Origin of the sequence: Bradyrhizobium sp. HKCCYLS3070 (genome assembly GCF_051167575.1) — a bacterium.
GTDB lineage: Bacteria > Pseudomonadota > Alphaproteobacteria > Rhizobiales > Xanthobacteraceae > Bradyrhizobium.
Genome location: NZ_JBNPTI010000019.1, coordinates 12267 through 24966 on the forward strand (window position 1 = coordinate 12267; position 12700 = coordinate 24966).

Below are 12700 nucleotides of genomic sequence, written 5' to 3' on the forward strand. Positions count from 1 at the left end.
CATGCCGCGCTTTGCCGCCAACCTCACGATGCTGTTCAACGAGCTGCCGTTCCTCGACCGCTTCGCCGCCGCCAAGGCGGCCGGCTTCGGCGGCGTCGAATACCTGTTCCCGTATGATTTCGACAAGGCCGAGCTGCGCGAGCAGCTCGCGCGTCACGGGCTGACGCAGGTGCTGCACAATCTGCCCGCCGGCAATTGGGCCGCGGGCGAGCGCGGCATCGCGATCCTGCCGGATCGTGTCGATGAATTCCGCGACGGCGTTCGCCGCGCCATCGAGTATGCGAAGGCGCTGGATTGCCGCCAGCTCAACTGCCTCGTCGGCATTGCGCCCGACGATGCCGATCCGCGCGAGCTCAACCAGGTGCTGGTCCGCAACCTGCGCTTCGCCGCGACCGCACTGAAAGCGCAGGGGATCAAGCTGCTGATCGAGCCGATCAACACGCTCGACATTCCCGGCTTTGTCCTCAACCGCACGGCACAAGCGCTTCAGCTGATCTCGGAGGTCGAGTCCGATAATCTGTTCGTCCAGTACGACATCTACCACATGCAGATCATGGAGGGCGATCTCGCCCGCACGATGCAGAAGCATCTCGCCCGCATCGCCCACATCCAGCTCGCCGACAATCCGGGCCGCCACGAGCCCGGCACCGGCGAGATCAACTACGCCTTCCTGTTCCGCCACCTCGATGCGATCGGCTATCCCGGCTGGATCGGCTGCGAGTACAAGCCGCAGACGACGACCGCGGAGGGACTTGGCTGGCTGACGGACCGGGCGATCGTTCCCGCGAACTGAGTTTACTACGTGCCATTCAGCCCGGGTTGGCCGCCGAGGAAGATGCCGCCGCTCCGGTCCCTTCACGCGAGGCTTATGGATTGCATCGAGCGCTACAGGATGGCGCAGCTTCAGTGTTGTAGCGCGTGAGTTTCACTCATGCCTTAGCAGCCACGACAGATGCCGTGAATTTTTGTGTCAATCTTCTTCTGCTCGTCGACCCACTCGGCAGGCCATTGTCCGCCTGCCCAAGGCAACTGCTTCCTGTTGGCAAAGTTGATGGGGACCGTAAAGGTGAAGCTATCGTCGCTCATCTCTGCGGGCGGCTCCGGAAATGGTTCCGCTCGCTCAATCATACTTAGGGCCGCCGTATCGAGTAGTTCGGAGCCGGCGCTTTCCACCAGTTCTCTGGAAATCAGTTTCCCCTGCCGATCAATGACAAACTTGACCTTGGCCGTGCCACTTTGACCGGCCGCCCCTGGCGGAAACGTTCTCTTGCTCACTAGCAGTATTACAATCTTCTTTTTCCACGCTTCGCGAGCGCTTGCCTGAGCGCCGACACTTTCTGTTTGCGCATATGAGAAAGACGCCGAAGCCAGTAGCAGTACGAACAGACCGGCCAGCGAAGGACTTCTAGCGTTCATAGGGAAATTTCATCACACGCGAAGATAATTCACAACCAAAAATTGCCGGTATGGCGCAGTTGCGCGAAGTGCCCGTCTCGTACGTCGCCAGCGTCGGCTGAAAAGGTCCGCGTTGGGCCAGGAGCGGCCGCGCGTTGTTCCTCAAACTGGGGCGTGCTTGCCAAGCTCGATAGTGCCCGCTATCGTCAACTCCAACATCAAGAGTTGGGCCGACGCCCAGCGCCAACCTGCTCCCCGAGCAAGGTGGCTTTCTTCCTTCGGAAGAAGATGTGGCCGGTCCGGCAACTAAACGGGACAAGCCACCACGGCGTCATGCGCTCCTCTCTTCGAAGAAGGGGACGAGAATGACTGTCGATAGAATCGAAATTGAGCCGGCCGATGCAAGGTCCCAGGACCTGATTGACCTCGTAACCGCGCTGGACGATTTCTTAAACAAGGTCTGCGGGGTGGAAAGGAATCACGGCTCTCCAATTGATCGGCTAGCGCACGACGACACGCAAATGTTTATCGCGCGGATTGCCGGACAAGCCGTTGGCTGTGCGGGGCTGCAGGTGTTCGCGGATGGTACCGGAGAGGTGAAGCGCATGTATGTCGTCACCGAGGTTCGGACAACTGGAATAGGCAGCAGGCTCTTGACGCGCGTCGTGGAAGCGGCACTGACCGCCAAGCTGCCGGTTCTGCGGTTGGAAACCACGGAATTTCTTCCCGATGCCCAGAGGCTCTATCGGGCGAAGGGGTTCGTTCCTTGCCCAGCGTATGGCCCTTACGTTTCCAACCCGATCAATTTGTACTTCGAGAGATGGCTGACGAAATGATCGTCGAGGGCGATGTGCCGACAAGGAATAGATGATCAAGTCTGCTTTTAGATTGCTCAAATTCCCATAGCGCTTGCCGCGCCAGCCCGCTCAACATGCGCGGTTTCCTCCCTTGGAGGCTTTCGGACGCCGGCCGCCCGAATATGCCGCGCCGCCAATTATGCGGCCGGCATCCGAAACCCTTCACAACAGGCGACATTGCTGCGCTGGCTTGGTATGCTGATTGAAGTTTTCGAAGCGGTGCCTGCGGAAATGGGGGTGTGGTTTGGAAGAACGGAACAGAATACTCTTGTTCGGCGGCACCAAGGGCGAGACGGCCATGTTCATGCTGTTTGACGAAAGCGATCATGCGCGCGCGCATTGTCGCCTTCGGTGCGAATATCGAGATAAGACCATTGAAAGCACTGCAACCGACTTCTTCCAAGCTCTCTGCGATGTTCGCAATCTATTAGCTCAAGATGGTCTCATCCCACTTTGCTACGGAGCAAGCCTGAACGTATATCCTTCAGGAATGGCGAGGGATATGGGGCAGGGCCTCAAGGCCTACAAGATGACGATGGGGCGGCACGCGCGAAGGGAAGACCTCGTCGATATATTTTCCGAAGGTCCCGATGTAGTACCTGCTTCAGTTGCCGCACAAGAGCAGTTTTGGCGTGACTGGCTCGTGTCGCCGCGCACCTAGGCGTAAGTTCCGGTACGGGTCAAATGCAACCATTGAGGACCTTGGTCGCCTGCCTCCGGTCGAGACCTGAAAGCGAGCCGAGCTTTCATCTGTTTGGACGGTTCGGGACGAACAGCCGACATCTTTAATGCGTCTTTTCATCTTCGATTTTGACCACCATGTGCTGCGCTAGGCCGGCGCCCGAGGAGCCGCGGAAAAAAATCTCCGGTTGCTTGTCGGCCTGGCCAACGGAGAATCGTCCTCGGAACGGACAACCGAGGGCATTGCGAGCGATGATCACTGTGTACGGAGAGGGCAGAGGCTTCCGTGTCGTCTGGTTGCTCGAAGAGATGGGGCTGCCGTACCGGCTTCGGGACGTGGATCTCCTGGCCGGGGTCGAGAACGACGCCGAGTTCCTGACGATCAATCCCGCCGGATTCATTCCGGCGATCCGCGATGGCGACGTCACGATGGTCGAGTCCGTTGCGATCATGGAGTACATCTTGGGACGCTATGGGCCGACAGCGCTGGCGCCCGCGGCACATGATGTTGCTTTTCCTGCCTATCAGCAGTTTCTCCACCTCGGTGAGGCGGGCCTCGCAGCCTCGCTTTATTTCGTTTCGGGAGCCCGGCACCTTGCGCCTGAAAGCGAGCGCAACAACTGGAGCGCGCGGCAGGCGATGGACGTGTTCACGACCCGATTGAGCCTGGTGACGCGACGGCTGGAGCGCGGGCCCTACATGGCCGGCGATGCGTTCACCGCGGCGGACATTTCGGTGGGCTACGCGCTCGAGATGGCGCGGAAGAACGTCGGTGTGGTGTTCGGTGATGCGGAGCAAGCATACATGACCCGGCTGCGAGTCCGCGCCGGCTACCAGCGGGCGCTGGAAATGTGCCAGGCCACGCGGCGCTGGTGGACCAGCTAGGTTGCGGAACGAGAGAGGCGAGTAGGTCGCCGACAATGTCTTCAACAGACGAAACGATCATTTGCATTCGACCGTCGCTCCGCGGCAGATGACGAGTGCTGGAAACCCATCCGAGGTCACCGATGTCATCTGTTGCGACCGTGTTTGCGCAATCCTTCTTCCACGGCACGCGCGCCGATCTGCGGCCGGGCGACCTGATTGCTGTCGGGTATCCGTCCAACTTCACCGAGGCGGAGCCGATGTCCTGGGTCTACTTCACGGCGACGCTGGATGCGGCGATCTGGGGCGCCGAGTTGGCTGCCGGTGACGGACGGGGACGGATCTACGTCGTCGAGCCCACAGGTCCGTTCGTTGACGACCCGAACCTGACGGACAAGAAGTTCCCGGGAAATCCGACGCGGTCTCATCGATCCCGCGCGCCGCTGCGCGTCATTGCCGAGGTCGTTCATTGGCAGGGGCACGCGCCGGATGTGGTGAGGCAGATGAAGGAGGGCGTTGCGCGCGCAATGACCGAAGGGCCGGGCATCATCGACTGAACGGCGCGGCGGCATCGCACTGCCGTCGATCCGTCGCGCCCGATGGCTGTTTGCGGATGCTGCGACGCGCTCGCCACGCGGCGCCCTCCGTCCAGAACATCGAAAAAGTCCGGTGGCAAGGTGCGTTCGAACTGGTGTCGACGCACGAAATCTCCTCCTCATGAGCCGAGCCTATCGCCGAGAGGCGAGGGTTGGACTTGGCGTCCATGATTGATCGGGGGCGCCGCTCGGCAGCGTCGCTCGCCTTTCGGCGACGGCATGGTTGAAGAGTTCGAGGACCAAGCCGAATGCCGCCAAGTCCTCTGGTTCGATGGCTCCATCGTCATAGCCCTTGAGTGTCTCGACGATGATCCCGTCGACCTCCCGTTGCCAGGTCAGCAGATCGTGTTCTGAGCCGGCATTGCGCACCTCCGAAACCACCGCAAGAATGCGGTTGCGGCCGCTGGTGTCGTCCTCCAGTTCATCCCGGTTCAGATAGCGGCGCAGCCATTCGGCGGCCGAACCGATGCCGGAAAGTACGAGCAAGGCGAACCAGAAATAGTCGCTGTACTTGTCCAGAAAGGTTCGCTCCGTGCCGTTGATCACCGCCGCGGCGCCTCGATGTACGGAAGGCTCGGTCTCCTTCTCGGTATCGGGCTTCGTGATGTGCGAAGCGCCGGCGAGGCCTTGCGTGATCGTGTCGCGGACCGCGAAAAGCTGCCGGTAGAAGGCCGCCGCCTTGGCTTCGGAAAGCTCCTTCTTGGCCAGGATCAGGTGATTGACGCTGATCGTGTCGACCTTGTCCTCCGGCCAGGCCGGTTTCGCGTTGAAGACGCTGGCTGGAATTTCCTCGGCCTCGTAGCGCGGATGCTTCAGGGCAATGGCCTCCGATGCTTCGATCGGTAGAAACGTCGGAGCTCCGCGTACTCGGGAGGTCGCGGTGATGGCGTCCACCGTGATCTTGCTGTCGAGCGGACCGACGGCGAGATACGCATCGAGGGTGGGGTCTTGCGCAAGCTTCTCGATCTCGTCTGTCCCGAATTGAGCCGTGGCAACCTTATCGGGTTGCACGCCGGACCCCTCCAGAATGGTCTGGAGCACAGCGACGTTTGCTCCGGTCCTCCCGATGATGCCGACCTTGTGACCTGCCAGATGGGCGATATCTCCGATCTTGCCGCCGGCCTTCTGCTTGGGCTCGCTGCCGCGTCGCCCGGAGGGCGACCACAGCACGACATAGTTCTTGCGCAGGACCGCCAGCGTTTGCGCGTCGGGCGGCATGCCGAGGTCACCGCGGCCGACCGCCAGATCGGTTCTGTCGGCGGCCAGCAGGGCCAGGGATTCAGCCGCTCCGCCGGTCGTGATCGGGGAGAGCCGGACGGTCCTGCTTTCCTCACCGAAGGCGTCGGCCATCGCCTGGACCACCTTGTGGTCGTCGCTCGCCGCCGGTCCGACGGCGATCCGGAGAGTCTCGGGTTGCAAGACGTAGAACAGGCCGGCCGCAGCGGCGCCAAAGGCGACAAATCCCAAGGCCAACACGATCAGCAGCCTTCGTTGACGGCGGTCGTGAGCACTCCTGACCACATCGGACGATGACATCAGCGGACCCCTTGAGAAAACGCGTGTCGGCTCCAAGCGCACTGGAACTTGGGCGAACCGGTGTCAACCCGGAATGTTCCGTCGGCTGGCGAGAGTTGATGAAAGCAAGCCTTGGTGGGTCGCTTGGGGTCAAAAGGGGCCCTGAGGCACTCCGGCGCCTACTTCCGATCGGGCCCGAGAGCGGACATTCTCAGCGCCACTCCGGAAGGTCCGGAAAGGGGCCACAAGCAGAAATCAGATTTGCGCCGTGACTTTTCGTTCTGCGCCGGAGCCCGGAGCGTATTATGAGCAGCGGCGGGTGCGAACGAGCGTCATCAAGGGCATTCGACCATGATCTTATTCTCGAACAGCAGGCCGACACGGACGTTCGCGCCGCCCTCCTTGAAGGAATCCTCGCTCGCACCCTGTGCCATCTTGCGGTCGCGATCGTTACCAATTGGCTTAGCTATCCACGCCTCGCAGTCGGCGGGGGCGCCCACGAGCTTGACCGGATGGTCCTTTGCCATCTGGAAATCGATGAAATACGAAGGATCAACTATCTCTAGAAGGAGACTTTTCGACTTCACAGGCGTCTTCAGCGGCAGCGTGAAATGGAGAGTCAGGCGGTCGCCCGCGTAGTCGAAGAAATAATCGATTGGCGCTTCAAACGTGAGCTTTCCGTTAGCCTTTAGAGATGTGAAATAGCTATGTTCCTTCAGCGCTTCGATGTTGATTTTCGCCAACGGCTGCAACTCTTCGCGGGTATAAACGCCATTGGTCTTGGTCTCCATGCCCAGCAGCGCATGGTTCGAAAAGTTATCGTCGAAGGTCCACGCGTGTCGTACGCCGGTGACGAAGCCGTCGGCCGCATAGACCAGCTCGCTTGTCGAGGTGACCCAAACATGCGGATGCGCCTCGGCCGCTCTGTCGCCAACCAGCAGCACACCGGTGAGCAGCGCAACCACGACCGATAAGACGTCCCTAGGCAGCCGCACGTTAGAGCTCCGAAAATGTTGAATACGACCGGTCCATCGGAGGCACCAACCGTTCTCTATCATATTGCGCTGCCGATGTCGCCGATGGGTCAAAACGCGCCCTCCACGCGCCCGACCGCTTGCTTCCGATTCGACCCTAACAACGGACCTCCCCCGCAGACGGGAAGGTCCGACATGGTCCGAAGCAGACATGGCAGCTTCACGAGTGAGCCCGTAATATCGCCGACAAAACGCAAGCTGCCGTTGAGGCGTAGAGCCGTCAAAATCACCGGCGTGTTTACAGTCCTCTAGCAATTCAAGACGCGGCTCGGCTTCAGAGTCGGGGTTTGAATCCGAGAACTCTTGGGTGGCCTCGAGCCCGGCCACTGCGGGATCGCCTCGTCATGGTGACCCGGCGCAGCATCATCCGTGGGCATTGGCTACCGTGGCTGGCCTCGTCCACCTTCCACATCGGTGGTGCAGGGCCGATACAGCGCTTGGAGTTGCCGGCCGCGGAGGTAGATCGCGCGCGCGGTCATGCCGCCGTGCCGCGTAATCCATTGCCTGACTGCGGGTGGGTAACGATCATAGAGCATCTGCGTGGCTTCAGGGTTGGGAATAGCCTTCCCATCGGGCCCAGGATTGTCGGCGACCCTGAAGCCGAATACGGCTCTTGGGGTCACGCAGATGCTGTCGTGGGGAATGTACGCCAGCACGAGCGTGCAGGCGCCGGCGCAGATCCCGTCGATGATGACGGACGCGCCGAAGTCGCGTAAAACTTTGAACCTGTCGATATAGTTTCCAATCCGTCCGCCCTGATCAAAAACAATGCGCACGGCAGCATGACTCGGTTGCATGCTCCCAAGCATGAACGCCGCGACCAGCGTCACCCTCACCAGCCTCATCTGTCCATCATCCGATCGACCGAACTCCATCGCCTTGCGCAATAACGGCTGCCGGTTCCACTTTGGTCAAGAGCTGTCTGCTGACCATTCCAAGATTTGCTCCGATGTGGCCTCCAGCGCGGACATCGCCGCCATCGACCGGGAAGGTCGTGACGAGCCAGAAGCGATCCGAAGGACAAGGGTTGCACGCGCTCGTCGGGCAAATCAGTCTGGGCACTTTGTGCTCACGTGGTTGAAACGAGCGCCGCCAGGGCTACGACACGCCGCATCGGACGAATCGAATTCGTCCACGAAATCAAGCTGATCTCGCGCACATCGCTGCGACGCCAAGAAATTGCTTTCCATTTTTCAGAAATCGTGCATGATGTGCGCATCCTGCCTCGCCGAGAGGGACGTTGCGCGCGATCGTCACGACACGTGGGGCAGGGATGCGGTGGCCGTGAGGTGTCGCAGCATGTGCTTGCGCATGCGGACGAACGACACATCACGGACGCGAAGTCGTGTGGTCCTGGCCTCCCGGTGCCGAGGTCAAGCGCGCGACGAGAGCTTAGCTCTCGCGCGAGCGACGGGGTCAATCAGCCGGTCCCCGAGGAGAGCGCGAAAGAAGCGTTAAGACCGCCGCGCAGGGAATGCCGGTTGATCGGCTTTGCCTGTGGTACCTGCCGCCTGCATTTTTTTCAGCAGGCGGGCCATGGGTGAGGCCTTCACCCGGCATTCCCTGCGCCCTCTCGATGTCATCGAAGGGCGATCGATCGCAGGACTCGGGGCGTGATCCGCCGCGAGAGTGCGAACCTGCGCGCGGTTGTTTGAAACGTGGATAGCAACTGAGCAATCTCTCCATCATCTCCGACGATGGTGAAGAGTTCGAGGCTTGGTTCCCTTGGCATGATGGTTCCCTTGGCATGATGAAGTTTCGGCCATTTGGAACCGGAACTGCAGGCGATCCCTTGGTGTTGAACGGCATCTCGAAAGCACTGGAGGAGAGACAATGATGAGAACCCGTCTTGCCGTTTCGCTGATCGCCACCTCGCTGCTGGCGTCGACCGCTGCGTTCGCCCAGTCCACGACCGTCGAAGGTGCCGCCAATGGTGCTGCGGCCGGCGGCGCCGTTGCCGGTCCGGTCGGCGCCATGGTTGGTGGCACGGTCGGCGCCGCCGTCGGTGCGGGCCTGGAGATTCCGAACGCGGTCATCAACTCGATCGAGGCCGAGCGCGCGCCGTCGGTGGTCGTCCATGAGCGTGTCGTGGTCGGCGAGCCGCTGCCCGCCACCGTCGAACTGCGTCCGGTACCGCGCTACACCGAGTATCGCTATGCCGTCGTGAACGATCGCCGCGTGATCGTCGATCCGCGCACCCGCCGCGTCATCAAGATCATCGAGTGATCTGACATTCTGACAGGCAGGGGCCTCGTCGCATCAGCGGCGGGGCCTCTTGTCATGCGGTTTGCGTGCGGATCTGTCGGATGAGCCAGTCGATGGCCGCGGACAGGCCGAATCCGATGCAGGCGGTCGCGGCGTCGACGACGAAGTCTTCCAGCCGTGCGTGACGCCCTGGCGCCAGGAACTGCGCGAGTTCGAGTGCACCGATCAGGATCACCGCAATCCCGGTGGTCAGCAGCCGATGACTGCGATAGGCGAGGCCGAACGCAAGGCCGATCAGGATGAAGGCGAGGGCGTGTTCGCCGTCCTGTCCAAGCTGCGAATGGGGCCTATAGCTGGGCGGGCCCAGCGTTGCGAAGGCAACGGCTGCGGCGAGCAGCCAGGCCGAGAGGCGGATCGCGATCTTCATGGACGCTGCTTAGCACGTTCCGGGCCACGAACCGGGGTCACGGTCGCTTGAGGCACCGGTTTAGTTAACGTGGCTCGGAAGCCGGAACATGGCCTTCTCATCGTACCGCGAACAGCTTTCGTCCGGCGCCTCAGATCGGCTGCCGGACTCCCAGACCCTGCATGAAGCGCTCGCGGATCTGTGCCGGATCGCGCCTGGTGGCGCCCACACCGGGCTTGTCGTCGATCTTCGCCGCAATCAGCACCGGGCCGGGCGCCTCGAACGTAACAGCGATCAAGCGTTCGAAATCTTCCTCGTCTGCGGCCCAATGGCTGGCGCCAATGCCGCAGCCGGCGGCAATGGCGACGATGTCGGCGTTCCGGGCCGGCGTCGGCTGGTTTCCGGTGATCTGGTAGACGCCATTGTCCATGACGATGATGGCCAAATTCTTCGGCGCCAGCGTCGCGATCGTGGTCAGGCAGCCCAGTTGCATCAGCAGCGAGCCGTCGCCCTCGAGCGCGAACACCCGGCGCTGCGGCTGCGCCAGGGCGACGCCGAGCGCGATCGGACAGGCAAGCCCCATGCTGCCGAGCATGTAGAAATTCTGCGGCCGCGGGCCCGCCGCCCACAGATCGAAATTGGTGTTGCCGATGCCGCCGATGACAGCTTCCTCGTGCTTGAGTTTCGCGACCAGCCGGCAGGTGAGGTCGGTGCGGTTCATGACCTTGGTGTTGCTGATGGTCGCGCTCATGCGAACACCTTTCCGCCGGTCAGCAGCGGCGACAGGATGAGCGCCACCGGCGCCTGTGTCGCCACCGCCTGCTTGATCGAGCGGTCCATGATGAATTCGAGCTCGTCGAGGCGCGTCATGGTGTGATGCTCCATCGCCAGCGCATCGAGCACCGGGCGCATGGTCCGGCACACCAGCGACTGGCCGTAGTTGAATTCGCCGAGCGTGCCACGCTCGGACACGATCATGATCAGCGGGATCTGGCAGGGCACGACCAGCGAGGCCAGCACGTTGGGCAAGGTCGCGAAGCCCGATGTCTGCATCAGGAGCGCGCCGCGGCGCCCGCCCATCCAGGCGCCTGCGAGAATGCCGACCGCTTCCTCCTCGCGCGCCGTCGCAAACGTCGTGAAGAACGGATCGTCGTGCAGGCTGTGGATCAGCGGCGTCAGGACGCGGTCGGGAACGTAGGGGATGAGGTCGACGGCGTTGCGCTTGAAGGTCTGCAGCACGATCTCGTGCCAATTCGGCACGGTGCTTGCGGATCGCGCCGCATCGGCATCGGCGGCCATTGCTGTTCCTCCGGTCGTCCCTGATGGGGGGCGCTGTTTGGCGCTGAGCTTGACGGCACCGGGACGATTGTCAACATGCCGGCCCGGCCGGTCAGGCATCCGCCTTTCAAGTCCGACATCAAGAACCAAGACACCAGGAGGTCGCCTGTTCATGGCCGCGAATTCCAAGCGCGTCTTCTACGTCAAATATCTGGCCCACCCGATCTTCAGCGAGCTGCTCGCCGCACGCCCCGACGTCCGGCTCGACCGGCTGGAGAACGAGAGCTCCGAGGCCGAGACGGCGCCGATCCTCGCGGCGGCTCACGCCTACCAGATCGGGGCGGCCCGCGACGAGCTCGCGCCGCGCTTCCATGTCGATGCAGACCTGCTGCGCCGCGCCCCAAACCTCCTCGTCGTGTCGAGCAACGGGGCTGGATACGACCCGGTCGACGTCGACGCCTGCACCGGGGCCGGCGTCCTCGTCGTGAACCAGTCCGGCGGCAACGCGCATTCGGTGGCCGAGCACACGCTCGGCATGATGCTGACCCTGTCGAAGCGCATCATCCAGTCCGACCGCCGGCTGCGGCGGGAGCGCGACGTCAACCGCAACGATCTGATCGGCAACGAGGTGCAGGGGCGGACGATCGGGATCGTCGGGCTTGGCCATGTCGGCCGCCGGGTTGCCGAGCTGTGCCGCGGCCTCCTCGGCATGGCGGTGCTGGCCTATGACCCGTATCTCTCGCCGGAGGAGATCGCGGCACGCGGCGCGGAGAAGGTGGAACTCGATGACCTGATGCGGCGCTCTGATTTCGTCTCGATCAACTGCCCGCTCACCAAGGAGAGCCGGGGCATGATCGGTGCCCGCGAGTTCGCACTGATGCAGCCGAGCGCCTATTTCGTCACCACCGCCCGCGGCTTCATCCATGACGAGGAGGCGCTGTTCACCGCCCTCAGCGAAAAGCGCATCGCCGGCGCCGGCCTCGACGTCTGGGCCAAGGAGCCGCCGCCGCCGGACCATCCGCTGCTCCAATTCGACAACGTGCTGGCGAGTCCCCATACGGCCGGCGTGACTCGCGAGGCGCGACAGAACATGGGCCGGATCGCCGCCGAGCAACTGCTCGCCACGCTCGACGGCGGGCGGCCGCCGCGCCTGATCAACCCCGAGGCCTGGCCGCGCTACAGCGCCCGTTTCCGCGAGGCATTCGGAGTGACACCCGCCTAGCCGCGAGAGGGGAATTGCGAGGAGAAGATTTCATGCGTCGCAAGCCGCGAGGTGGCGACAAATCTTCTCTCCCGGGCGGCTTCCGCGAAGTGGACATTGCTATTTTCCGAGCTGTCTCGACAGCACGATGGAGGCTGATCATTTTTCCTGTGGCGCCATGAGCTTAGGCCACGTTTTTCGCTCGGCGCGGAAGGGAAGTTGGTCCGATGCGGAGGCTGAACGCGATCCTGAAGTCGACCCACGGCCGCGTCCGTCGCGCCGTCTCGCAGTTCGTCGCAATCGCCGCGGCGAGCCTGCCTTCGGTCGGTGCCTGAGCGCCGGTTCCACGAGCTGCGTCAAATATTTGCATCGACCGCTTGATATCGGTCAACAGCGAGCTGGGAAGCGCGGTAACATCACCTCCGAGCACTCCGTGAGAGACGGGAGGTTGCATGTCGCGCTATGTCATCCATTTCATGAAGGACGTGCTGGGCGAGAACGGCCGCCAGTGCGAGATTTGCCAGAGCACGCTGGAGGTTGAGGCCGAGAGCGAAGACGAAGCCGCAGAGATCGCAAAGTCCCGGTTCTGCGAACAGCAGGAGCTGCGCGACTGGTCGCTGCATGCCGACCGCATCGAGGTGAAGGCGGCCGACTTTCCCTCCTGACCT

At 62.3% G+C, this 12700-nt stretch carries 15 protein-coding genes and 1 riboswitch; of the genes, 8 read left to right on the plus strand and 7 right to left on the minus strand.

Annotation, left to right across the window (positions count from 1 at the left end):
- Window position 1: 1 nt before the first annotated feature.
- Complete coding sequence (gene hyi / locus ACQR03_RS31455; protein WP_434842233.1) at window positions 2-793, plus strand: hydroxypyruvate isomerase; 792 nt, start codon at window positions 2-4, stop codon at window positions 791-793.
- 143 nt (window positions 794-936) lie between these two features.
- Here the strand turns inward: hyi and ACQR03_RS31460 are convergent, their stop codons facing one another.
- Window positions 937-1416 (minus strand): energy transducer TonB family protein, encoded by a 480-nt coding sequence (locus ACQR03_RS31460; RefSeq protein ID WP_316166997.1) that lies wholly within the window; start codon window positions 1414-1416, stop codon window positions 937-939.
- Between the two features lie 189 nt (window positions 1417-1605).
- A riboswitch (SAM-I-IV-variant riboswitch) is annotated at window positions 1606-1715 on the plus strand.
- 45 nt (window positions 1716-1760) lie between these two features.
- Here ACQR03_RS31460 and ACQR03_RS31465 point away from each other — a divergent pair.
- The 4 genes from ACQR03_RS31465 to arr all read left to right on the plus strand — a co-directional run bounded on the left by ACQR03_RS31465 (window position 1761) and on the right by arr (window position 4354).
- Window positions 1761-2231 carry a GNAT family N-acetyltransferase gene (locus ACQR03_RS31465; protein WP_434842234.1) on the plus strand — a complete coding sequence of 157 codons (471 nt, stop codon included), beginning with the start codon at window positions 1761-1763 and terminating at the stop codon, window positions 2229-2231.
- 319 nt (window positions 2232-2550) lie between these two features.
- Window positions 2551-2913, plus strand: a complete 363-nt coding sequence (locus tag ACQR03_RS31470) for a hypothetical protein (protein ID WP_434842235.1) — start codon at window positions 2551-2553, stop codon at window positions 2911-2913.
- Between the two features lie 272 nt (window positions 2914-3185).
- Entirely contained in the window at window positions 3186-3818 is a 633-nt protein-coding gene (locus ACQR03_RS31475; protein WP_434842245.1) for a glutathione S-transferase family protein, read from the plus strand.
- A 122-nt stretch (window positions 3819-3940) separates the two neighbouring features.
- Window positions 3941-4354, plus strand: coding sequence for an NAD(+)--rifampin ADP-ribosyltransferase (gene arr / locus ACQR03_RS31480; protein ID WP_315718415.1), 414 nt, complete (start codon window positions 3941-3943; stop codon window positions 4352-4354).
- 171 nt (window positions 4355-4525) lie between these two features.
- Here the strand turns inward: arr and ACQR03_RS31485 are convergent, their stop codons facing one another.
- From ACQR03_RS31485 to ACQR03_RS31495, 3 genes are all read right to left on the minus strand, one after another.
- Window positions 4526-5929 carry a TAXI family TRAP transporter solute-binding subunit gene (locus ACQR03_RS31485; protein ID WP_434842236.1) on the minus strand — a complete coding sequence of 468 codons (1404 nt, stop codon included), beginning with the start codon at window positions 5927-5929 and terminating at the stop codon, window positions 4526-4528.
- A gap of 314 nt (window positions 5930-6243) precedes the next feature.
- The gene (locus tag ACQR03_RS31490) at window positions 6244-6873 is read right to left on the minus strand and encodes a DUF1007 family protein (protein ID WP_434842237.1); all 630 of its coding nucleotides are present in this window, start codon (window positions 6871-6873) and stop codon (window positions 6244-6246) included.
- A gap of 449 nt (window positions 6874-7322) precedes the next feature.
- Window positions 7323-7829 carry a hypothetical protein gene (locus ACQR03_RS31495; protein WP_315828441.1) on the minus strand — a complete coding sequence of 169 codons (507 nt, stop codon included), beginning with the start codon at window positions 7827-7829 and terminating at the stop codon, window positions 7323-7325.
- 949 nt (window positions 7830-8778) lie between these two features.
- Here ACQR03_RS31495 and ACQR03_RS31500 point away from each other — a divergent pair.
- Window positions 8779-9168: a DUF1236 domain-containing protein gene (locus ACQR03_RS31500; protein WP_315718467.1), complete on the plus strand. Its 390-nt coding sequence runs from the start codon at window positions 8779-8781 to the stop codon at window positions 9166-9168.
- Window positions 9169-9220: 52 nt separating this feature from the next.
- On the opposite strand, the gene ACQR03_RS31505 is transcribed toward ACQR03_RS31500, so the two are convergent.
- From ACQR03_RS31505 to ACQR03_RS31515, 3 genes are all read right to left on the minus strand, one after another.
- Entirely contained in the window at window positions 9221-9574 is a 354-nt protein-coding gene (locus tag ACQR03_RS31505; RefSeq protein WP_315718418.1) for a VanZ family protein, read from the minus strand.
- A 130-nt stretch (window positions 9575-9704) separates the two neighbouring features.
- Entirely contained in the window at window positions 9705-10304 is a 600-nt protein-coding gene (locus ACQR03_RS31510; protein ID WP_434842238.1) for a thiamine pyrophosphate-dependent enzyme, read from the minus strand.
- Window positions 10301-10852, minus strand: a complete 552-nt coding sequence (locus ACQR03_RS31515) for a thiamine pyrophosphate-binding protein (RefSeq protein WP_316184497.1) — start codon at window positions 10850-10852, stop codon at window positions 10301-10303. The genes ACQR03_RS31510 and ACQR03_RS31515 overlap by 4 nt, the downstream gene beginning before the upstream one ends.
- 151 nt (window positions 10853-11003) lie before the next feature.
- On the opposite strand from ACQR03_RS31515, the gene ACQR03_RS31520 reads away from it, so the two are divergent.
- Both ACQR03_RS31520 and ACQR03_RS31525 read left to right on the plus strand, forming a co-directional pair.
- Window positions 11004-12053, plus strand: a complete 1050-nt coding sequence (locus tag ACQR03_RS31520; protein WP_434842239.1) for a hydroxyacid dehydrogenase — start codon at window positions 11004-11006, stop codon at window positions 12051-12053.
- A gap of 431 nt (window positions 12054-12484) precedes the next feature.
- Window positions 12485-12697, plus strand: a complete 213-nt coding sequence (locus tag ACQR03_RS31525) for a hypothetical protein (RefSeq protein ID WP_315718422.1) — start codon at window positions 12485-12487, stop codon at window positions 12695-12697.
- The last annotated feature ends 3 nt before the right edge of the window (window positions 12698-12700 follow it).

Bases quoted from the DNA above. Each gene is read 5' to 3' on its own strand.
- ACQR03_RS31460 (WP_316166997.1), bottom strand. From the start codon at position 1,416: ATGAACGCTAGAAGTCCTTCGCTGGCCGGTCTGTTCGTACTGCTACTG.
- ACQR03_RS31505 (WP_315718418.1), bottom strand. From the start codon at position 9,574: ATGAAGATCGCGATCCGCCTCTCGGCCTGGCTGCTCGCCGCAGCCGTT.
- ACQR03_RS31475 (WP_434842245.1), top strand. From the start codon at position 3,186: ATGATCACTGTGTACGGAGAGGGCAGAGGCTTCCGTGTCGTCTGGTTG.
- arr (WP_315718415.1), top strand. From the start codon at position 3,941: ATGTCATCTGTTGCGACCGTGTTTGCGCAATCCTTCTTCCACGGCACG.
- ACQR03_RS31485 (WP_434842236.1), bottom strand. From the start codon at position 5,929: ATGTCATCGTCCGATGTGGTCAGGAGTGCTCACGACCGCCGTCAACGA.
- ACQR03_RS31515 (WP_316184497.1), bottom strand. From the start codon at position 10,852: ATGGCCGCCGATGCCGATGCGGCGCGATCCGCAAGCACCGTGCCGAAT.
- ACQR03_RS31525 (WP_315718422.1), top strand. From the start codon at position 12,485: ATGTCGCGCTATGTCATCCATTTCATGAAGGACGTGCTGGGCGAGAAC.
- hyi (WP_434842233.1), top strand. From the start codon at position 2: ATGCCGCGCTTTGCCGCCAACCTCACGATGCTGTTCAACGAGCTGCCG.
- ACQR03_RS31500 (WP_315718467.1), top strand. From the start codon at position 8,779: ATGAGAACCCGTCTTGCCGTTTCGCTGATCGCCACCTCGCTGCTGGCG.
- ACQR03_RS31465 (WP_434842234.1), top strand. From the start codon at position 1,761: ATGACTGTCGATAGAATCGAAATTGAGCCGGCCGATGCAAGGTCCCAG.
- ACQR03_RS31470 (WP_434842235.1), top strand. From the start codon at position 2,551: ATGTTCATGCTGTTTGACGAAAGCGATCATGCGCGCGCGCATTGTCGC.
- ACQR03_RS31510 (WP_434842238.1), bottom strand. From the start codon at position 10,304: ATGAGCGCGACCATCAGCAACACCAAGGTCATGAACCGCACCGACCTC.
- ACQR03_RS31520 (WP_434842239.1), top strand. From the start codon at position 11,004: ATGGCCGCGAATTCCAAGCGCGTCTTCTACGTCAAATATCTGGCCCAC.